This is a genomic window from Alteromonas sp. 5E99-2 (assembly GCF_017368475.1).
In the GTDB taxonomy this organism is placed as follows: Bacteria; Pseudomonadota; Gammaproteobacteria; order Enterobacterales; family Alteromonadaceae; genus Alteromonas_F.
This window is the reverse complement of sequence record NZ_JAFNJE010000005.1, coordinates 17,733-40,027: the sequence shown is the minus strand read 5'-3', so window position 1 is coordinate 40,027 and position 22,295 is coordinate 17,733. Positions and strand designations below refer to the sequence as shown.

Below are 22,295 nucleotides of genomic sequence, written 5' to 3'. Positions count from 1 at the left end.
ACCCTAGAATGGTCTAAATTAATGCTTGTTTAATCAATCCTTTTAAAGAGTTACCCTTGCTGGGTTGGCGTAAATCCCCATACGCCTTTCCATATATTCAGACATTAAAAACTCGAAATCTATTAGGCTTCATTCTGAGAGAAGAGAAGAGAAGTTAAGTTTCGTAATGCTTTTCTTCAATCCAAGTGATGAGTTCGTTAAAAGGCTTAGGTTTACATATATAATAACCTTGAGCCAAGGTACATCCCCATTCAGTTAATAACGCCATAGACATTTCATCTTCAACGCCTTCTGCTACAACCATTAGTCCAAATGACTGTGCAAGCTTCAAAACAATATTTACGATTTTTTGATCTTCTTTGTTTGACGCCAAATTCATCACAAAGCTTTTATCAATTTTAATCGTATCTACAGGTAAGTTTTTCAAATAAGATAATGAGGAGTAGCCTGTACCAAAATCATCAATAGCAAAATTAAATCCTAACTCCCTCAAAGAGGATAACTTTTCAGATGCCATCGCTTGATCACTAACAAAATCGCTTTCGATAATTTCCAACTCAACATCACTTGGCGTTAATGATAAGGCTTCCAATCTATCAGCAAAACGAGTAAGCAATACTCTATTTTCAATATCTTGAGATGAAACATTAATAGCCACACACAAGTTGTACCCTTGCAATTTGAGTTGCTTCAGGTCAGCCGTTGCTTGCCCCATCACCCACTCGGTCATGACTCCAATTAAATTAGCTTGTTCAGCAATAGGAATGAACTCATCTGGAAATACATTACCTAACTTATGGTTATTCCACCGTAATAGAGCTTCTACACTTGTCACCTTTTTTGTGTGAAGACAGACTTTTGGTTGATAAACCATGGAAAATTCCGATTGCTCTTTCCAAAGCGCTCTTTTTAATTCGGTAATAATATCCAGTCGTCGCAAGTAACAGCTTTCTAAATCTTCGCTATAGCGCATTAACCATTGTGTGTTGTCGGACGACTGGTCTATCACTATATTCATACGCCTAAATAAATGCTCTGCATCTTGTGCATCTACGGGTAAATCCATTACACCAATTTTTATACGTATAGGGATAGTCAAACCGTTGGTATCAACAGGCTGCTCTAAAATAAATTTTAACGTTTCTAATTTAACATCATCTAACGGCGATTCAGGTATCCAAAATATATCACTACCTGATAATCGCGATGCGTCACCAGGCCAGCGAGTTAAACGTTCCGCAATGCGAATTAAACATGCATCACCATTTTCATAACCATAAAGATCATTTATCTGTCGAAAACCGATAATATTCAAGCCTATTACTTGAATATGTTCATCGTTATCTAACCTTCTATCAATGGTATTCTTGATATAGTTTCGGTTAAAAAGTGACGTTAAATTATCATGCTGAGATTGATACAAAATATGTTTTTCACGACTCGCGATGCTCTCTTGCATTGTTTCAAAAGCTATAGCTAAATGCTTAATTTCTAGTAATTTTCCTGAAACATCTAGGGTTTTTCCATAATTTCCAGAGGCGATCCTCTTCACACCTTCAATCAGTGAAGTCATGGGCCTTACCACTCTTCTCGCGACAAAAAAAGCGATAACAGTAGATAAAATAATCGCCAATATGGAAATTCCAATAATGGATAGTTGTAATTGGAAAAAACTGCTGTGTTGCTCGATAACGTTAAAGACTAGCGTCACTCTTAGTTCAGTGTTATCAAATTTGCTTAGAACTAAATCTCTAGTGACAAAAGGGTCTGAAGTTTGAAATAGAGCTTCAAACCAACTAACTTGATGACTTCCCTCAATAACAAGATTAGCCGCCGTATCAGCACCGATTGTGGCCGATACTACATCAACAAAGGGAGCGTGCTTTGACTGTTTGTAAACGACCAGATCTGCATTTATTATTTCTTTAAGAGATGTAAGAACCTCTGTATCCATCTTAAAACATGCTAACAATACAGTATCATTTTCATTCGATGGAATGGGTACTATCGTCATATAATAAAGCGCGTTATTTAATATTCCAATCCCATTAGTGCTTACGCGGTTGTCCGCTAGTAAGTCAAAAACTAAATGCTGATATTCAAATGCATCTCCAACTTGAAACGTTTGAGGCTCATTAAAAATGAATTCACCTTGATTATTGAGAACTGCTACGAAATCGGCACCCGTACCTTCGATGTGTAAAGACAATAAATCTGAGGTGGTAACTTCATCACGGCTAAGGATAGCTTGTAACATATGACTATTTGACGCAATCGCCATAGCAATGTGTTGAAACTGGATATGCTTTTCATCTTGAAGCCGAATTAGCACTTTTTCAGCAGAGTCTAATTTACTTTCTAGTTGTTTTTCAACCAAGCTAGACGTCACCGTCCAAACGTTAATTTGAATCACTCCAACGGTAACAACAATACTCCAAAAAAGTAGCCGAAAAAGACTCTGCCTGAGCGTCAAGCCCATATAAACCTCACAAATCCTTTCATATATCGAATATAAATCGAAAACATTGATATCATTTTAAACAAATTGATAAACAAATAAGTCCTTAAAAAAATAAACTTATCACAGTTATAATTAATTTACGTATAAATACTTTAGGCATGAAGTAGGCAAAGCGCCAATTGAATATATCACAATATGATTTTATCACGTGAAAATTGAAAAAAGCGCCCTAAGGCGCTTTTTTCAATTTTTGGTGCGGAAGGGGGGACTTGAACCCCCACGAGCATAGCTCACCACCCCCTCAAGGTGGCGTGTCTACCAATTCCACCACTTCCGCAAAACTTTAACATTAGTTATTTGGTACGTCAGATTCTTCGTTACCTGCTGATTCTGCTGTCACTGGAACATCATCTGTTGCAGGAGCAACGTCTGTTGGCCTTGCTTCTACCACAGGAACTTCAAGATTTTCCCATTCATCAACCGCTTTTTCTTTATTTGCAGTTAAAGAACCTAAAAGTAAACTAATAAGAAAAAACAACGTTGCAAGTACGGCTGTTGTTTTAGTCATAAAATTACCGGACCCCGAAGAACCAAATACAGTGTTTGACCCACCTGAGCCAAACGATGCGCCCATACCCGCACCCTTGCCTTGTTGAATAAGCACAAAGCCAATTAACATAAGTGCGACAATTAAATAAGCCACAATTAGCACTTGATAAAACATTCTAATGTTCTCCATTGGCATAACGACATATTGTAGTGAAACTATCGCTTTTTAAGCTTGCTCCACCTACTAGTCCGCCATCAATATCATCTTGCGCAAACAAGGCTTGCGCGTTATCAAAATTAACACTGCCACCGTAAAGAATACGAACTTTCTCAGCAGCACTTTCACTTTTGCGTGAAATTACATCACGTATAAACTTATGTATACATTGCGCCTGCTCTGGTGACGCACTTTTACCTGTACCAATTGCCCAAATAGGTTCATATGCAAACACTACTTGCTCAAGTTGCTCACAATTCACTGCGCTTAATACAGGCGCTAATTGTTCAGCAATATAATCTTGTTCGGCCTTCGCTTCTTTCATAAGAAGCGGTTCACCAACGCAAACTATTGGTTTTATTCCTTGCTCAATTGCCCTTAGTACTTTCTGTGCGACTTGCTGGTTTGTTTCACCATGCATTTCTCGCCGCTCAGAATGACCAACCAACACATATTCACACCCTATCTCTGCCAACATGGCCGCAGAGATATCACCCGTATATGCGCCGTCGTTGCAATCACTAACGTCTTGTCCCGCTAATAAAAAATCAATACTACCAAAAGATTGAATTAGACAAGCTGGTGGGCAAACAACAACATCTACCGAATTAAAACAATGCAAGCTCAATGCTGTAGTCAGCTCATTTACATATTGACGACAACCATTCATTTTCCAGTTGCCTACGACCATAAGCTTTCTCGCCATTGTCATACCTAGGTTGCAAAAAGCGGCGCTGATATTAACGATATACGCAAGATTATACAAGTATTAAAATAGCAAAGACGCCTTTATGATGAAGCTTTAACCGCATCTGCAATAGCTTCTGCCCATTTTATTGTGTCTGCATCGCTTTCTGATTCGACCATAACGCGAATAAGGGGCTCTGTTCCCGACTTTCTCAACAGCACTCTACCTGTAGATCCCAAAGCTTCTTCAGCTTCACATTGAGCCGCTTTTACTGTTTCAGACTCTAGCGGATTTACTTTGCTCTCGTCATAACGCACGTTCACTAATTTTTGCGGAAACTTTTCAAATCCCGCAGATAAACTGAATAAGTCCATATGCGACGTTAACATAGCAGCTAACACTTGTAGTCCGGCTACAATACCGTCTCCTGTTGAAGATGCAGCAAGGTTTAAAATATGCCCTGAATTTTCTCCGCCAATCAACCAGCCTTTCGCTTGCAGCATTTCAAACACATAGCGATCACCAACATTACTACGAGCAAAAGGTACACCCAACTTCTGTAATGCCAACTCTAGCCCAAGGTTGCTCATTAATGTACCTACTACACCACCTTGCATTTTTCCTCGCATTAGGTTGTGTCGAGCAATAATAAACAAAAGCTGATCTCCATCGAGTACATTCCCTTTGTGATCAACCATCATTAATCTATCGCCATCGCCATCTAGTGCAAAACCCACATCGGCTTTGTGCTCTAATACAGCCTCAACAGTCGCCTTCATTGATGTTGCCCCCACTTGATGATTTATATTTAAACCATCGGGTGAAGTACCGATTTCAATGACATCCGCACCTAATTCGGATAAAACGTTTGGCGCTATATGATAAGTGGCCCCATGAGCGCAATCGACAACTATTTTAATGCCTTTTAAAGATAATTCAGACGGGAATGTGCCTTTACAAAATTCGATGTAACGCCCCGCGGCGTCAGCAACACGGCTTGCTTTACCTAACTTATCAGAAGCAACGCATGTCATGGGTTGGTCCATCATAGACTCAATAGCAAATTCTAATTCATCATCTAATTTGTATCCTGTAGATGAAAAGAACTTTATCCCATTGTCATAATATGGATTATGAGAGGCGCTGATTACAATGCCCGCCTCGGAACGAAATGTTTTAGTCAAATATGAAATTGCAGGCGTCGGCATAGGCCCAAGTAAACCAATATTAATACCTGCTGCAGAGAGTCCGGCCTCTAACGCTGACTCCAGCATGTAACCAGAAATACGCGTATCTTTCCCGATAAGGACTTTGTTTGTACCTTGCCCTGCCAGCACTTTACCCGCTGCCCAGCCTAGTTTAGTGACAAACTCAGGGTTAATTGCGCTTTCACCCACTTTCCCTCGAATACCATCGGTCCCAAAATATTTTCTTTCTGCCATAACCTAATCACATCTCTTATGTTTTATTTATTATCAACGCCATACTTAAACGCGTTAAACACTTTCAGCGCATCCATAGTTTGCGGTACATCGTGTACTCGAATAATATGCGCACCACAATGCATCGCCAAGGTCGCAGCAGCAACACTTCCCGCTACCCTATTGTCATTATCTCTTTGAGTTACCTCGCCAATCATACGTTTGCGAGACATGCCAACCAAGACTTTATTACCTTTAGAAGAAAATATAGTTAAATTTCTTAACAAGTGATAATTATGATTGCTGTTTTTGCCAAACCCAAATCCAGGATCAAATAAAATATTTGAGTTGGCGATACCTATGTCTATACAAGCTTTCGCTCTATCAATTAAAAAAGCGAATACTTCGTCGACAACATTTTCGTAGCTAGGTGCCAATTGCATAGTTTGAGGCTTGCCTTGCATATGCATTAAACACACAGGCACATTACAATCTTTAGCCGCCTTTAAAGCACCATCTTGCTGCAAAGCACAGACATCATTAATCATACTTGCGCCAGCGCTCACCGCCTCTTTCATAACAGCTGCTTTGCTTGTATCAATAGAAATTGGAGTAGATGTTTGTTGCTTCAATGCTTGAATAACCGGAATAACGCGATCTAATTCTTGCTGTTCCGATACAACACTGGCTCCAGGTCGAGTGGATTCTCCACCGACATCAAGCCAATGAACGCCTTCATTAACCATATTCAGCGCGCCTTGTACGGCTTTACTTACCGTATTGTGCTCACCACCATCGGAAAATGAATCAGGGGTAACATTGATTATTCCCATAACTTGCGGAGATTTATCACCTAGCATAAAACTTTAATTCCATATAGAAAAGGCGCTTATAATAAGCGCCTTTGTTGACTTCACTCTACTACTAGTGAGTAACATCACCAGGGTTGCCCGCCGGCTTATCCTTTCCGCCAGACAACTCTTCTTCATCTACCGTTGTGCCGCCTGAAGGCTTATTATCACTGCTTCCGCCAGAAGACCTGTCATCCCAATCAGCTGGAGGCCTTACATCTTTGCGATCCATTAAATCATCAATTTGTTTAGCGTCAATAGTTTCATATTTCATCAACGCATCTTTCATTGCTTCAAGAATATCCATGTTCTCTTTAAGCAAGGTTTCCGCTAAATCGTAATTGCGATCAATTAACAATCTAACTTCTGCATCAATGGTTTTTATTGTTTCATCTGACATAGAGGTTGCTGGTCCACCCGCAAACATATCTCTATCTTTATCTGCATAAAGCATAGGACCCATTTTGTCAGACAAGCCCCATTCAGTAACCATTTTACGGGCTATTTCAGTGGCTCTCTCTATATCATTTGAGGCACCCGTCGTAACACCAGCTTGACCCAAGGTAATTTCTTCCGCAATTCGGCCACCAAACAAGGTTGCAATCCGCGATTCTAATTCTTCTCTAGATGAACTGTACTTATCCTCTTCAGGTAAATACATAGTTACCCCTAAGGCTCTTCCTCTAGGAATAATCGATACTTTATACACTGGATCATGCTTAGGCACCAAACGCCCAACAATAGCGTGCCCAGCTTCGTGATAAGCGGTATTGGTCTTTTCTTCTTCCGACATCACCATAGATTTGCGCTCTGCACCCATCATGATTTTGTCTTTGGCTTTATCAAATTGCTCTTGCGAAACAACACGAGAGTTACTACGTGCAGCAAACAAAGCCGCTTCGTTGACCAAGTTAGCTAAATCAGCACCAGAGAAACCGGGCGTACCACGAGCAATCAATGATGCTTCGACATCGTCACCAACTGGAACTTTACGCATATGTACTTTAAGAATTTGCTCTCTACCGCGAATATCAGGCAAACCAACTGTGACTTGGCGATCAAAACGACCAGGTCTTAACAATGCAGGGTCTAGCACATCAGGACGGTTTGTTGCGGCAATTACAATGATACCTTCATGGCCGTCAAATCCGTCCATTTCAACCAACATTTGGTTTAGCGTTTGTTCGCGCTCGTCATGTCCACCACCATGGCCAGCACCACGCTTGCGACCAACAGCATCGATTTCGTCAATAAATATAATGCATGGTGCAGATTTTCTTGCTTGTTCAAACATGTCCCGTACACGTGACGCACCAACACCAACAAACATTTCTACAAAATCTGAACCTGAAATACTAAAGAAAGGAACCTTAGCTTCACCTGCGATAGCTTTAGCTAATAAGGTTTTACCTGTACCAGGAGGACCTACCATCAAAATACCTTTTGGAATTTTACCGCCGAGCTTTTGGAATTTAGATGGGTCTCTAAGGAAATCTACTAATTCACCGACTTCTTCTTTTGCTTCATCACAACCTGCAACGTCAGCAAATGTCGTTTTAATTTGGTCTTCACTTAATAATCTTGCTTTACTCTTACCAAAAGACATTGCACCACGGCCACCACCGCCTTGCATTTGACGCATGAAGAAGAACCATACACCAATCAATAGCAACATCGGGAACCAAGAAATGAAAATGGTAGTGAGTATTGACGGTTTGTCTGCAGGTAAACCATTTAAGCGAACATCTTGCTTAACCAAGTCATTCACTAAATTTTCGTCATAGTAAGGAATATACGTGACAAAACTATCGCCCGAGCGTCTTATACCACGGATCTCTCTTGCATCGTTGTCAATGGTAACTTCTCTTATTGAACCTTGATTAACCTCTTTAATAAAGGTTGTGTAGTCCAGTTGAGATTTTGACGATTCGCCAGGTGAAAAATTCTGGAATACCGACATAAGTACGACTGCTATAATCAGCCATAAAATTAGATTTTTTGCCATGTCGCTCAATGCTTTTAACCTCTAATGTTTCATTTATCCACGACGTTGTGTCATGAGTATAACGCGTTTAACTGAATTTTGGGTGAATAATTATTGCTAATTTTTGTAACTACTTGCTACCGAATAAACCTTATCGCTATGAATTTCATCATGGGGTTCGATTTTTTATTCTGCCACCAAACAAGCTAAGCGAATAGCTAAGTTAAGATTACCAATACCGCTTAATACAGTTGCAATACCTAATTTTAATGACTCTACGCTACCTAAGATCCATTTTTTTAGCGATTCTTTAATATTGCTATTAGGCTTATTGATGATATGGCGGTAGAATAATCGTTTTTCAAGGGAATCATAGCGAGAATTTGTTAACGCTGTGCAAGTCCCGCTAATTAACTGATAGATTAAATGACATTATCAACGAAACAAAAGCAATTCCTTAAAGGCCTAGCTCATACGATAAAGCCTGTAGTACAACTTGGTGCTAATGGTTTTACTGAAGGTGTACTTGCTGAAATTGAAGGCGCACTAGACCACCACGAATTGATCAAAGTTAAAGTTCCTTCTGATGATAGAGAAGAAAAAGCACTCATTATGGACGCAATCATCAGAGAAACTAAAGCAGTAAAATTACAAACTATCGGTCATGTTTTAGTGTTATATCGCCAAAGCGAAGAATGCAAAATAGAGTTACCAAAGAAGTAACTCTCACTCCGTGCCATTGACGATATTCGCGATATTGTGCAGGCGTTTCACCGCATGGTAGTTAATTGTATTTTTAGGATACCTACCTCGCGGTGATAATTTACCGGCTTCACGCCCCATAAATAACTCCAATGCTTCATTCACATTCGATACCCCGTAAATCGTAAACTCTCCCTTTTGAATTGCGTTCATCACTGGCTTATTGAGTACTAAATTAATTTTATTGGATTCAGGAATAACGACGCCCTGCTGACCGTTTAGCCCTCGATGCAAACACAAATCAAAATAGCCTTCTATTTTTTCATTTACGCCACCAACGGCTTGTATCTCACCGTATTGGTTAATAGATCCAGTCACCGCCAAGCTCTGTAAAGCAGGTATATCCGTAATGGCTGAAATCAATGCGATTAACTCACCTAAGGATGCACTATCACCATCGATATAACCGTAGCTTTGCTCTAATGCAATATTTGCAGACAAGGTTAACGGAAAATCTTTTGCAAATTTATGTCCTAGGTAACCAGTTAACAGCATGACGCCCTTACTGTGAATAGACTGCCCGAGTTCGACTTCTCTCTCAATATCAACCACGCCGTTAGCACCGGCATACACTGTGGATGTGATACGCGCAGGCGTACCAAATGCAGTATCCCCAACTTCAAGAACCGTTAACCCATTGACCGTACCCACAGCACTTCCGTCAGTAGCAATTAACACATGGCCTTCTTTAATGTCGTCCAATAAGCTACTACTAACACGACCCGTTCGTCGTTTTTTAGCATCGAGCGCAGCTTCTATGTGTTTTAATTTTAACGTGGCTTTTTCTGCTTCTTTTTCTAGGCCTTTTCCTGCCCTTTTCTGTGCAAATACATTTGCTTCATTGATTAACTCAAGTACATCTGCAAATCGAGCAGATAGTTTCTCTTGGTGTTCAGCCATACGCAAAGAATATTCAACAAGGCGGTACATAGCTTGAACATCTATATTTTCCAGACCCACTTTACTTGCGTGTAATCGACAACGACCTACAAAATCTTTCACATTTTTTGCTGTAACGGGTATTTCATGGTCAAAGTCCACTAAGACTCGAAACAACTCGTCAAATTCAGCGTCGTAATCTTGCAGGTTGTAGTAAAGTTCGCGAGACCCCATCAATATTATTTTCACATCTAAATCGATTTCTTGGGGCGATAGAGAAATCGCATTGACCATACCGATTTCGTGCTGATTCACGTCAATTTTTAGCTTTCCAAATTTAATAGCACGCTTTAACGCATCCCATACATGAGATTGTATTAACAACTTGTCAGCTTCTATAAGTAAAAAACCACCATTTGCTTTGTGCAACGCACCTGGATGGATCATTCTATGATTAGTAAATGGCGAGCCGCTGGCATGGGTATATTCTATTTGGCCAAACAAATTCTGATAGGTAGGATTCGCTTCATAAACAACGGGTACACCATCGTCGACTTTATTACCTACTACCACATTGGGCAAAAAATGCTCTTCTAATAAACCGCGTTTTTCAACATCGTCGAGTTTATCTTCTTTATTCTCTTCTAAACTCAAGTTGATAATGGCGTCAATTAAGGGTGTACGCATTTTTCGCAAATACTTTAGCACCCCTAAATTATTCGCATAACGATGTTCTCGCTCTTTCAACAACGGCTTAATTCCCATTTCGACCGTGTTTTTATTTAACTCCCGCAGTTTTTCAGATAATTCTCTTTTCCAAACGGGTAAAGAAATCAGCCGCTCGTTTAGCTCATCTTCTAATGAGTCGATGGCTTGGGTAAATTGTTCTTTTAGTTCTTCTGGTAAATTACCAAGGCTTTGGTCATCAATAGGCTCTCCATCAACAACAGGATAAAACGTCACCGCTCCATCCTCTTCTTTTAACGCTACATTCTGAACAAAAGCCAACGCCTCTATCTCGCTGATAACCTTATCGTATCGGCGTTCAAACTCTTTTCCTAGCGACGCTTTTTTACGCTGGTAACTGGGGTTGTCAAACGCAGCGGGGAAGGTATCGAGTAAAGCATCGATTAATTGTGTTAAGTCCTTAGCAAAGGCTTTTGCCTCTCCAGCACCCATTTTTAATGCAAAAGGCTCTCTTTGTTCATCAAAATTATTGATGTAGCACCAATCGTCGAGAACTTTATCTGTGGAAACGTGCTGACGAATATACTCCAATACCAAAGAATGACGGCCGGACGCCTGTTCACCCATCACATAAAGATTGTAACCTTTGGTATTAATGTTTAATCCAAACTCTAACGCTTCCCTCGCTCGACTTTGTCCAATGAAGGTTGCATCAAGGGCATCACTGTCTTTTAGTGCTTGTTGAATGTGTTTTTTAGGAATAGTTGGCGCAACGGCATCGAGTGCTAAAGGCTTTGCCGTGAAAGTTTGAGTCATATTAATTTATCATTCTTTAATTCAGTGAAACTTACATTTTTCGCGTTCTTATTAAAGCGATCTTATCTTTTCTTCATAAACAAAGTGCGAAAACCTATCAAAACAATTGAGGCGAACAGTCTGCCTGAGTTATTCTATAGGATATAGAGCGAAAAACATTATAAACATTCTGGAATTACACGATAAATGACTGATCACCAATATACACCCCAGCAAATAGAAAAAAATATTCAACAGCGCTGGGAAGACGCGCAGCATTTTAAAACTGAAGAAAACCCAGACAAAGAAAAATTCTACTGCTTGTCTATGTTCCCTTACCCTAGTGGCCGTTTACACATGGGCCATGTAAGGAATTACACTATTGGTGATGTAATCAGTCGCTTTCAGCGTATGCAAGGTAAAAATGTAATGCAGCCCATGGGCTGGGATGCTTTTGGTCTACCAGCAGAAAATGCCGCTATCAACAATAATACAGCGCCGGCTAAATGGACCTATTCAAATATTGAATACATGAAAGGCCAGCTTAAATCGTTGGGGTTCGGTTACGATTGGTCTCGTGAAGTTGCAACCTGCAAACCCGACTATTACAAATGGGAGCAATGGTTCTTCACTCGTTTATATGAAAAAGGATTGGTTTACAGAAAGTTATCAACAGTAAACTGGGATCCTATCGACCAAACAGTATTAGCGAATGAACAGGTTATCGATGGTCGAGGGTGGCGCTCGGGTGCCGTTGTCGAACAAAAAGAAATCCCTCAGTGGTTTATAAAAATTACTGATTACGCTCAAGAACTCCTTGATGATTTAGAACAGTTGGAAGACTGGCCTGAGCAAGTCCGTGCAATGCAAGCAAACTGGATTGGTCGTTCTGAAGGTGCAGAAATCACCTTTGATCTTGAATCTTCCATTGAAGGCAACGAATCTTTAAGTGTTTACACTACCCGTCCCGACACATTATATGGCGTAACGTATTTAGCCGTTGCTGCGCAACACCCAGTCGCACTGCATGCTGCACAAACTAACGCTGAACTTGCATCGTTTATCGAAAACGAAAAAAACACCAAAGTGGCCGAAGCTGATATGGCAACGATGGAAAAGAAAGGGGTTGCAACGGGTCTCTATGCAATTCATCCATTTACCGGTGAAAGGCTTCCTGTTTGGGTTGCGAATTTTGTATTAATGGATTACGGCAGTGGTGCGGTTATGTCTGTACCCGGTCATGACCAACGAGATTGGGAGTTCGCAACCAAATACGGCCTAACGATAAAACAAGTGGTTAAAGCAAGCACTGAAAGTGACTTATCAGAATCAGCAATCACAGAAAAAGGCGAATTGATCAATTCTGGTGAGTTCGATGGTTTGGATTTTCAAGCCGCGTTTGATGGCATTACTCAATCATTAGAAAGCAAAGGTTGTGGTAAAAAGAAAGTGAATTACCGATTGCGTGATTGGGGAGTTAGTCGTCAGCGTTACTGGGGTTCCCCCATTCCAATACTCAATCTTGAAGACGGTACTGCCGTTGCAGTTCCAAAAGAAGATTTACCTGTCGTTCTACCTGAAGATGTGCAAATGAATGGAGTGACATCCCCGATTAAAGCGGACCCAGAATGGGCAAAAACCACGTTTAACGGGCAAGCGGCTTTACGAGAAACCGATACCTTTGACACCTTTATGGAGTCCTCATGGTATTACGCTCGTTATTGTTCTGCAGGTAACGAAAATGCGATGCTAGACCCAGCCCAATCTAATTATTGGCTACCCGTAGACCAATATGTAGGTGGCATAGAACACGCAATTTTACATTTGTTGTATTCTCGCTTTTATCACAAGTTGTTAAGAGACGAAGGTTTAGTAGATTGTGACGAGCCTTATAAGCGTTTGTTGTGCCAAGGTATGGTTTTAGCCGATTCATTTTATCGCGAAGATGAAAAAGGCAAAAAAACTTGGGTTTCACCTGCTGAAGTCACCACGGAGAAAGACGAAAAAGGCCGCATAGTAAGTGCAACCTGGAATAAAGATGGTGAACCTGTTACTCACGGCGGCATGACAAAAATGTCTAAGTCGAAAAACAACGGCATCGACCCTCAAGCAGTTATCGACCTATATGGCGCTGATACAGTTAGGCTATTTACTATGTTTGCTGCGCCACCAGAGCAAACTCTTGAATGGATTGACTCAGGAGTTGAAGGTTCGAATCGCTTCCTAAAACGCGTTTGGAAATTGGTTCAAGACCATATCGAGCGCAAGCCTGATGTAACCCTAACATTCGACGCAGCCAGCTTGAATAAGAATCAACAAGCACTGAGACGCGAACTGCACAAAACCATTGCTAAGGTGACTGACGACTTGGGTCGCAGACAAACCTTTAACACGGCTATTGCTGCCATTATGGAATTGTTGAATCACCTACAAAAAGCACCTCAAGAAAGTGATTCAGACATTGCTATTATGGGCGAAGCCGTCAACGCATTGGTACAAATGCTCAACCCGATCACGCCTCATATTTGTCACGAATTATGGGCAGCTCTTGGCCACACGACTGACATCGAAAGTGTTAAATGGCCTGTAGTCGATAAAGCCGCTATGACAGAAAGCGAAAAGCTTATTGTTGTGCAGGTAAACGGAAAAGTACGAGCCAAAATTACTGTTGCTGCCGATGCCGCCAAAGAGCAAATAGAAGCGACTGCATTATCGCAAGAGAATGTAGTCAGTTTTACCGACGGGAAAACCATAAGAAAGGTTATTGTTGTACCGGGTAAACTTGTGAATATAGTAGCGAACTAATGAATAACTTATTCAAACCGTTATTTCTCGTACTGGTAGTGTTGGAGTTAACAGCGTGCGGTTTTCAGCTGCGCCAATCTCCCCCTCTGCCAGAAGGTATTGAGGGAGTGAGTATTATCTCTCCCAATTTACAATCTAAATTAGCGAGAGCCTTATCAAGCAGATTAAAAATCTATCAGTTAAGTGAAATTACAACGCAACAAACAGATAATTCTACGGTGCAGATCACACTTCAACCTGAAGATTTAGAACGCCGCTTACTATCTATATTTTCTACCGGTCAGGTTGCTGAATATGAATTGATTTACTCGGTGAACTACACTGTGTCTTTCCCCGATTCGGCTCCGGTTAACGGCTATGTTGAAGTATTAAGGGAATATCAAGATGACCCCGACCAAGTACTAGCGAAATCCAGAGAATTAGAGGTTGTGCTATCGGAAGTGCGTCAAGAAGCCGCGGACAGAATCATTCGTTTACTTTCAAGCCAAGCGCCGTAAAACGAGTTTTATCACTTATGCAAATTTACCCAGATAAACTTCAAGCCGCATTAAATCGAACGCTGGCTTCAGTTTATCTTGTGTTTGGTGACGAGCCTTACCAAAAATATCAAAGCATTGATCAAATTCGAAAAGCGGGGTTAGCACAAGGTTTTGATGAGCGAAAAACCTTCGTAGCGGATAAGGAATTTGAATGGTCGTCACTTATTGACGCCACTCAAACCATGTCGCTGTTTAGTGCTAAACAGCTAATTGAGCTTGAATTACCGACAGGTAAACCAGGTAAAGATGGCTCTAAAACCTTATTGTCGATATTCGATACATTATCTACCGATACACTGCTTATCATTCATGGGCCTAAAGTAGGTAAAGACGTACAAAATACAAAATGGTTTAAACAAGCTAGTTCTTTAGGTTCGTTTACGCCTTGCTACCCTCTCGAAGGGAGAGCATTGAGCCAATGGCTAGTCAATCTAGCACAAACTAAACAATGCCAGTTGAGTGCTGATGCATCTTCTTTATTAGCCGAATACTGCGAAGGAAATATGCTAGCAGGGGCGCAAGAAATCGACAAACTCGCACTCAACTTCCCTAATAAAACCATTGAATTAGCTGATATTGAAAATGCAGTGGTGAATCAATCCAGATACAACGTATTTCAATTAGTTGACGCCTTTTTAGCAGGCGACGGGAAAAAAACCACCAAGTTGCTTCTCGCACTTGAAAGTGAAGGGCTAGAACCCGCTATTGTAATCTGGGCATTAGCAAAAGAGTGGCAAACATTAACAGAGTTAAAATTAACGTCAGGCGCAATAAATTGGAATAAATTTCGTATTTGGGGAAATAGGCAGTCTATTTACCAATCGGCCCTATCCCGTTTATCAATAAATGATTTGAAACAACTGGGTGATACCCTGTCTTACGCCGACAGCACATTTAAAAGTAAAGTGGTAATGCGCCCCTATGTAGCGTTAAGTTATTTATGTTTGTTGTTTATCCATCCCAATTTAATTCAGTTAGGCTGGGAAGCATAAGTGCTAGGGTTTTATGGTGGCAGTTTTGATCCGCCCCACATAGGCCACAGCCAATGTGTAGTTAATGCAGCTAAAGAAATAAACTTAAACTCAGTTGCGTTACTTCCCTGCGCTCAATCTCCGCTAAAAGCGCTAACAGCAACACCACAACAGCATCGACTTGCGATGTTAAATTTAGTTTGTGATGACAGTAATAAAAAACAAAAAAATGTAACTCTGAATCTTGATGAAACAGAGCTTAATCTTCCCCGCCCTTCTTTTACCGTAAACACACTAAAACACTTACGTAAAAAATACGGAACAAATTCATCCCTATGTTTTCTACTTGGCGAAGATTCACTGTATACTTTATATAAATGGAAAGAATGGCAGACGATTACAAACTATTGTCATTTGGTGGTTATGCGCAGAGAAGGTAATTACCTGCGGGATAATATTGAGTTTAATCAATGGTTAAACGCTAGATTAATAGATGATGTAAATACGTTGCACAATACACCCAATGGGCATATTTATTTATGCAACTCGTCATTAGTGACCATTTCTTCCAGTGCTATTCGACAAATGATTGCCGAGCAGCCAGAATCAGCTCGTAATTGGCTACCCGAATCGGTAGCGAAGTACATTTTTAAACATACATTATATACCTCAGAGTAAAGGAGCTAAATTGCTACCAACTGACATAAAAGCATTTGCCATCGACAAAATTGAAGACATGAAAGCAAGAGACGTAGTGGTTATTGACGTCACCGGACGCTCTTCAATAACGGATACTCTCGTAATTTGCTCAGGTAATTCAAAACGCCATGTAATGTCTATTGCAGACAATGTCGTTTCTGAAAGCAAACAAGCCGGAATGCCTCCATTAAGCGTTGAAGGGAAAGATTCCGGAGAATGGGTATTAGTCGATTTGGGTGAAGTCATTGTGCACGTAATGCAAGATGAAACCAGAGATTTTTATCAGCTAGAAAAACTCTGGGGTTAAGTATTTTACTATGAAAATAACAATTGTCGCTGTGGGCAATAAGATGCCCAAATGGGTTGAAGAAGGCGTAGATGCCTTTATAAAACGCTTCCCGAGCGACATGCCCGTTGTTTTCAAAGAAATAACACCCGCAAGACGAACAAAAAATGCGGATATTGCCCGCATAACAGCAATGGAGGGTGACGCTATGTTAGCCGCCATTGGTGACGGCAAACGCATTGTTACCCTAGAGGTAACAGGTAAAGCATGGGATACCAATCAACTAGCGAAACAACTAGACAGCTGGAAAATGGACGGTAGAGACGTTGCATTATTGATTGGCGGGCCTGAAGGGTTATCCCCAAAGTGTATTAGCGCAGCAGAGCAACGCTGGTCTCTATCGGCCCTGACTTTACCTCACCCTCTGGTTAGAATTATCGTAACAGAAAGCCTTTATCGGGCTTGGTCTGTTACTCAAAATCATCCGTATCACAGGGAATAATGGGTGCCTATTAAGCGTCAAACAATTCGAGACCACACGGCCGAAGCAAACTTGGTAACCCGCCGTGCTTTTGTCGCCTTTATTGGTGCAGTCTGTATTCTGCTGGCGGTAATTAGTAATTTGTACGTTTTGCAAGTCAAAAAACACGAAGCCTTTCAAACACGTTCAAATACAAACAGAATAAAAGTTCTCCCTGTAGCCCCTAACCGCGGACTTATTTATGATAGAAATGGCGTTATTCTCGCTGAAAATAGACCTGTTTTTAGTTTAGAGCTGGTTCCCGAATCTATTTCTGATTTAGATGACACTATATCTCGTTTACAAACACTTTTATCTATTGCTGACGAACAAGTAGAGCGATTTCACAAAAATAGAGATGGCCAACGCCGATTCAAACCCATTGCATTAAAAACACTACTCAGTGAAGAAGATGTCGCTATTTTTTCTGCGCACAAACATTTATTCCCTGGTGTTTCAGTAGAGGCTCGACTCTCTCGCCACTATCCATTTGGCGAAATTATGACCCATGCACTAGGGTATGTTGCAAAAATCAATAAAAAGGACTTACAAAAAATTGTCGAAGCGGGTGAAGAAGAAAACTACAAAGCAACCTACGATACCGGAAAGTTAGGTGTAGAGCGTTTTCACGAATCAAAGCTTCATGGCAAGGTTGGCTACCAGCAGGTTGAAGTGAACAGTGCTAGCAGAATAATTCGAGTATTAGATGCAACGCCGCCAGAACCTGGACAAGACATTATTCTAAATTTAGATGTGCGTTTACATGAAAAAGCTGCTGAGCTATTAGATGGAAAAAGAGGCACAGTTGTTATGTCAGACCCTGAAACAGGCGGCATTTATACTTTGTATTCCAATCCAAGTTATGACCCCAATTTATTTGTACACGGTATAAGTAATAAAAATTACTCTGCATTACTCAGCTCTCCTAACCGACCGTTAATAAACAGAGCGACACAAGGGCAATACCCTCCAGCGTCAACGATTAAACCTCATTTGGCACTACTGGGTTTAGAACAAAAAATCATTACGCCCGACGAAACAATCAAAGACAACGGTCAATACCGATTGCCCAAAGTAAACCACGTTTGGCGAGATTGGAAACGATGGGGACATGGCGATGTCAATGTCACCAAAGCAATCGAAGTGTCCTGTGACATTTACTATTACGATTTAGCGTACCGTACTGGTATTGATAAAATGAGCGCGTATATGAACGAGTTCGGTTTTGGCGATTATACCGGTATCGATTTATATGAAGAATCTGATGCAAATATGCCAAGTCGAGGTTGGAAACGAGCCCGGTTTAACGAACCTTGGTACATAGGTGATACTATTCCCGTAGGCATAGGCCAGAGTTTTTGGACCGCTACGCCAGTTCAGATCGTACAATCCATCAACACCTTAGTAAACCGTGGCGAACGCTATATTCCACAAATAATACGTGGAACAAAAATGGAAAATGAAGACAAGATAGATCTCCCTAAAACGTTACGCCCTATTCCCGTAGTTGATGAAAAAAACTGGGACATAGTAATTGATGCTATGTATGGCGTAGTAAACCGCGAACACGGAACTGCGTTTAGAGCATTCAAAACGTCATCTTATCAATCTGCAGGTAAATCCGGAACTGCCCAACTATTTACCGTAGCTCAGAACGAAAAATACGACGCAAAAAATGTCGCAGCGCACCTTAAAGACAATGCCATGTATGTTGGCTTTGCTCCCTACAACGCACCTAAAGTCTCTATTGTTGTTGTACTTGAAAATGCTGGCGGTGGCAGCGCAAATGCGGCACCAATTGCCCGTAAAATGATGGACTACTTCTTCGAGCTATACCCATTAGCCGATGAATACGTTTATTCTCCTGAAGAAAAAAAATCGGTCTTGGAGTACACCAAAGAATGAGAAAGTTCTTCAATGCATTACATATAGACCTATGGTTATTCGTTGGGTTACTTGTTCTTATGTCTGTGGGATTAATCACTATCTATTCTGCTGGCGGTCAAGATATTGGTTTAATTCAAAGACAAACCACACGGTTAGGTATCGCCCTAACTGGCATGTTCATTTTAGCGCAAATTCCGCCTTCATTTTACAGACGGGTTTCCGTGTATGCCTTTGTTGTAGGCGTAGCAATGTTAGTTGCCGTTATATTATTTGGCGATGTGGGAAAAGGCGCTCAGCGCTGGCTTGACTTGAAAGTCATTCGGTTTCAACCTTCGGAAATAATGAAACTGGCTGTTCCCATGATGATTGCTTGGTACATTAGTAAATTTGACTTACCCCCTAAAACACAGCATATCGCAGTGGGTTTTATACTTGTCTGTATTCCTACCATTCTAATTGCTAAACAACCCGATTTGGGAACATCGTTACTTATTGCATGTAGTGGACTTTTCGTTTTATTTTTAGGCGGCATGAGATGGCGACTCATTGGTTATGTTTCGCTATTGCTAGGTGCGTTTCTTCCTATTATGTGGTTCTTTTTAATGAAGGGGTACCAGAAACAACGGGTGCTTACTTTTTTGAACCCTGAAAGCGACCCTCACAATACGGGTTACCATATAATTCAATCAAAAATTGCTATTGGATCTGGTGGCCTTGAGGGAAAAGGTTGGTTACATGGTACTCAATCACAATTAGAATTTTTACCTGAACGTCATACCGACTTTATTTTTGCAGTCTATAGTGAAGAATTCGGCTTACTTGGTGTTTTAGCCCTTTTGGCTATTTATCTTTATATCATAGGCCGAGGATTAATTATTTCAGCCCGTGCGCAAGATGCTTACAGTAAGTTACTTGCTGGAAGTATTACATTGACCTTTTTTGTTTATGTCTTTGTAAACATGGGCATGGTATCGGGAATGCTCCCAGTCGTAGGTGTTCCTCTCCCTTTGGTCAGTTTTGGCGGTACTTCAATGGTAACTCTGCTCGCTGGGTTTGGTATCATCATGTCTATCGGAACACAAAAACGGCTGTTATCACGATGACAAATATGCATAAAAATTGTCTTTGTTATATATGGCTTTTTTTATTAATGTTAGTGATGTCATGCGCTCAACAGCCCACTGGCCGTTATTCACAAGTTAACGATTCAGCGCCACCAACTCAAAACATACAAGTTCAACAAAACGACGCCACGCCTCGCTATGAACCCTATCGCTCGCATAATTTTAATTCCTACACAGTGCATGGAAAAACCTACCACCCTCTAAAAACAGGGAAAGGTTTTACACAACAAGGGAATGCATCTTGGTACGGACAAAAATTTCACGGCCATTTAACCTCAAATGGCGAAACGTATGACATGTTCGCCATGAGCGCCGCACATAAGACACTACCTTTACCTTCTTATGTGAAAGTCACAAATACTGAAAACAACAAAACCGTTATTGTAAGAGTGAACGACCGAGGCCCCTTTCACGATAGTAGAATAATTGATTTGTCTTACGCCGCAGCGAAAAAAATAGACAGCCTTAAGCACGGCACAGCACACGTAAAACTAGAGGTTATACACGTAACCAAAGACGACTTATATACCGTAGGTGATGGCCCTACATTGAGCTTTAGCGAGTACATTGGTATTTCTCCGGTGAAACAAGAATTCCAGCCTAATGATTCAGCCAATCAAGGAAGCTTTATTCAAGTGGCTGCGCTTTCAGATGAAGCGGCTTTAACTACATTATCAAATGTACTTTCAACACTTTACCATGTGCCGTTTCTCATTTTACCATCGAATACGCTTTATAAATTGCAACTTGGTCCGATTGCTGACCAACATCAATTAGCACAATTGCTAACCGACTTACGCAGTAATGGTTACCCTTCTGCTTTTGTTGTTAAATAATAATGAACTTATTATCAACAAAGACACTCTAAAAGCGGTGTAGCAGCTAGTTCTCGTTTCCCTGATGCGGTACTATACTGCGAGATTCACCATCACGAAAAATACTTAATAATCATAAATGGAAATACGATGGCCTCACGACCTTCTCGATCGTTATTAAAAACACTATTTACGCTTTGTTCTTCAACGCTTTTAACCATGCATATTGCCAACGCTGCAGTTGTTATTCCTCCAGCTCCATCGGTTGCTGCCCAAGGCTTTGTATTAATGGATCATGAAACTGGTCACATTATCACTAGCCAAAACGAAGATATGCAAATTTATCCTGCCAGTCTCACAAAAATAATGACTGTTTATGTTATAGGTAAAGAAATTGAGGCGGGAAATATTAGTATTGATGACATAGTCACAGTATCTGAAAATGCGTGGGCTAAGAATTTTCCCGATTCATCAAAAATGTTTATTGAAGTGGGAACAAAAATACCCGTTTCTGATTTACTCAGAGGCATCGTAGTGCAATCAGGAAACGATGCTTGTGTTGCTATGGCTGAGCACGTTGCAGGCTCTGAAGATGCCTTTGCTAGCATGATGAATGCTTATGCGGCTCAATTGGGAATGTCGGCAAGTCATTTTGTTAATAGTCATGGTTTACAAGACCCTGAGCACTATACCTCTCCTAGGGATATGGCAACACTTTCACGTGCTCTCATCGAAGAAGTACCAGAGATGTATGCAATATATGGCGAAAAAGAGTTCACCTACAATGGCATAAAACAATACAACCGAAACAGTTTGCTTTGGGATCAAAGTCTAAATGTTGACGGTATTAAAACAGGACACACCTCAGACGCCGGCTACAGCTTAATCACTTCAGCTTTACAAGGCGATATGCGATTAGTCAGTGTTGTTATGGGTACCGAAAGCGAGCAAGCAAGAAAAGTTGAAAATAAAAAACTGCTTCGATACGGCTTTCGCTTTTTTGAAACGGTAACGCCCTATAGTGCTGGCGAAAGCTTTGTCGCTCACAGAATATTTATGGGTGACAGAGACACTGTCGATTTAGGTATAAACCAATCTACCCCTATTACCATTCCTAGAGGCCAAGCCAAAAACTTAGAAGCCAACTTCGAATTAAAAGAACGTTTAGAGGCCCCCCTACAAAAAGGCCAAGTAGTAGGTACTCTTTACTTACAGCTTGATGGCGAGGATGTGGCTACCTACCCATTAGTAACATTGCAAGAAGTCAATGAAGGCGGTTTTTTCGATAGAGCCAAAGACTATGTGCTTTTACAATTGGGACTCGCGGGAGAGTAAGGTATAATCCCCGCGTTTTT

18 protein-coding genes and 1 tRNA gene are annotated in these 22,295 nt (G+C 40.9%); 11 read left to right on the top strand and 8 right to left on the bottom strand.

Annotation, left to right across the window (positions count from 1 at the left end; translation table 11 throughout):
• Positions 1–154 precede the first annotated feature (154 nt).
• From J3L16_RS16270 to ftsH, 7 genes are all read right to left on the bottom strand, one after another.
• Positions 155–2,413: a sensor domain-containing phosphodiesterase gene (locus J3L16_RS16270; RefSeq protein WP_207612178.1), complete on the bottom strand. Its 2,259-nt coding sequence runs from the start codon at positions 2,411–2,413 to the stop codon at positions 155–157.
• Positions 2,414–2,712: 299 nt separating this feature from the next.
• A tRNA-Leu gene (locus J3L16_RS06970) sits at positions 2,713–2,798 on the bottom strand.
• Positions 2,799–2,810: 12 nt separating this feature from the next.
• On the bottom strand, positions 2,811–3,185 hold the full coding sequence (gene secG / locus J3L16_RS06965) for a preprotein translocase subunit SecG (protein ID WP_207612177.1): 375 nt from the start codon (positions 3,183–3,185) through the stop codon (positions 2,811–2,813).
• 1 nt (position 3,186) lies between these two features.
• Positions 3,187–3,933 (bottom strand): triose-phosphate isomerase, encoded by a 747-nt coding sequence (gene tpiA, locus J3L16_RS06960; protein ID WP_242698720.1) that lies wholly within the window; start codon positions 3,931–3,933, stop codon positions 3,187–3,189.
• A gap of 83 nt (positions 3,934–4,016) precedes the next feature.
• Entirely contained in the window at positions 4,017–5,357 is a 1,341-nt protein-coding gene (gene glmM / locus J3L16_RS06955; RefSeq protein WP_207612176.1) for a phosphoglucosamine mutase, read from the bottom strand.
• Positions 5,358–5,380: 23 nt separating this feature from the next.
• On the bottom strand, positions 5,381–6,196 hold the full coding sequence (gene folP / locus J3L16_RS06950) for a dihydropteroate synthase (protein ID WP_207612175.1): 816 nt from the start codon (positions 6,194–6,196) through the stop codon (positions 5,381–5,383).
• 64 nt (positions 6,197–6,260) lie between these two features.
• A complete protein-coding gene (ftsH, locus tag J3L16_RS06945; RefSeq protein ID WP_207612174.1) occupies positions 6,261–8,201 on the bottom strand; it encodes an ATP-dependent zinc metalloprotease FtsH in 1,941 nt (646 codons plus the stop codon).
• A gap of 396 nt (positions 8,202–8,597) precedes the next feature.
• On the opposite strand from ftsH, the gene yhbY reads away from it, so the two are divergent.
• A complete protein-coding gene (yhbY, locus tag J3L16_RS06940; RefSeq protein WP_207612173.1) occupies positions 8,598–8,894 on the top strand; it encodes a ribosome assembly RNA-binding protein YhbY in 297 nt (98 codons plus the stop codon).
• A 3-nt stretch (positions 8,895–8,897) separates the two neighbouring features.
• Here yhbY and J3L16_RS06935 read toward each other — a convergent pair whose 3' ends face one another.
• Positions 8,898–11,315: an ATP-binding protein gene (locus J3L16_RS06935; protein WP_207612172.1), complete on the bottom strand. Its 2,418-nt coding sequence runs from the start codon at positions 11,313–11,315 to the stop codon at positions 8,898–8,900.
• A gap of 186 nt (positions 11,316–11,501) precedes the next feature.
• Between J3L16_RS06935 and leuS the strand changes: the two genes are divergently transcribed.
• The 10 genes from leuS to J3L16_RS06885 all read left to right on the top strand — a co-directional run bounded on the left by leuS (position 11,502) and on the right by J3L16_RS06885 (position 22,275).
• Positions 11,502–14,099, top strand: a complete 2,598-nt coding sequence (leuS, locus tag J3L16_RS06930) for a leucine--tRNA ligase (protein ID WP_207612171.1) — start codon at positions 11,502–11,504, stop codon at positions 14,097–14,099.
• Positions 14,099–14,596 carry an LPS assembly lipoprotein LptE gene (lptE, locus tag J3L16_RS06925; RefSeq protein WP_207612170.1) on the top strand — a complete coding sequence of 166 codons (498 nt, stop codon included), beginning with the start codon at positions 14,099–14,101 and terminating at the stop codon, positions 14,594–14,596. The genes leuS and lptE overlap by 1 nt, the downstream gene beginning before the upstream one ends.
• Positions 14,597–14,613: 17 nt before the next feature.
• On the top strand, positions 14,614–15,630 hold the full coding sequence (gene holA, locus J3L16_RS06920) for a DNA polymerase III subunit delta (RefSeq protein ID WP_207612169.1): 1,017 nt from the start codon (positions 14,614–14,616) through the stop codon (positions 15,628–15,630).
• Entirely contained in the window at positions 15,631–16,287 is a 657-nt protein-coding gene (gene nadD, locus J3L16_RS06915) for a nicotinate-nucleotide adenylyltransferase (RefSeq protein ID WP_207612168.1), read from the top strand.
• 10 nt (positions 16,288–16,297) lie between these two features.
• Positions 16,298–16,615 (top strand): ribosome silencing factor, encoded by a 318-nt coding sequence (gene rsfS, locus J3L16_RS06910; RefSeq protein ID WP_207612167.1) that lies wholly within the window; start codon positions 16,298–16,300, stop codon positions 16,613–16,615.
• A 10-nt stretch (positions 16,616–16,625) separates the two neighbouring features.
• Positions 16,626–17,096, top strand: a complete 471-nt coding sequence (gene rlmH, locus J3L16_RS06905) for a 23S rRNA (pseudouridine(1915)-N(3))-methyltransferase RlmH (RefSeq protein ID WP_207612166.1) — start codon at positions 16,626–16,628, stop codon at positions 17,094–17,096.
• A gap of 3 nt (positions 17,097–17,099) precedes the next feature.
• Positions 17,100–19,019, top strand: coding sequence for a penicillin-binding protein 2 (gene mrdA, locus J3L16_RS06900; protein WP_207612165.1), 1,920 nt, complete (start codon positions 17,100–17,102; stop codon positions 19,017–19,019).
• Entirely contained in the window at positions 19,016–20,104 is a 1,089-nt protein-coding gene (gene rodA / locus J3L16_RS06895; protein ID WP_207612164.1) for a rod shape-determining protein RodA, read from the top strand. Before mrdA ends, rodA begins: the two co-directional genes overlap by 4 nt.
• Before the next feature lie 47 nt (positions 20,105–20,151).
• Positions 20,152–20,961: a septal ring lytic transglycosylase RlpA family protein gene (locus J3L16_RS16420; RefSeq protein ID WP_278252804.1), complete on the top strand. Its 810-nt coding sequence runs from the start codon at positions 20,152–20,154 to the stop codon at positions 20,959–20,961.
• A gap of 129 nt (positions 20,962–21,090) precedes the next feature.
• A complete protein-coding gene (locus J3L16_RS06885) occupies positions 21,091–22,275 on the top strand; it encodes a D-alanyl-D-alanine carboxypeptidase family protein (RefSeq protein WP_207612162.1) in 1,185 nt (394 codons plus the stop codon).
• The last annotated feature ends 20 nt before the right edge of the window (positions 22,276–22,295 follow it).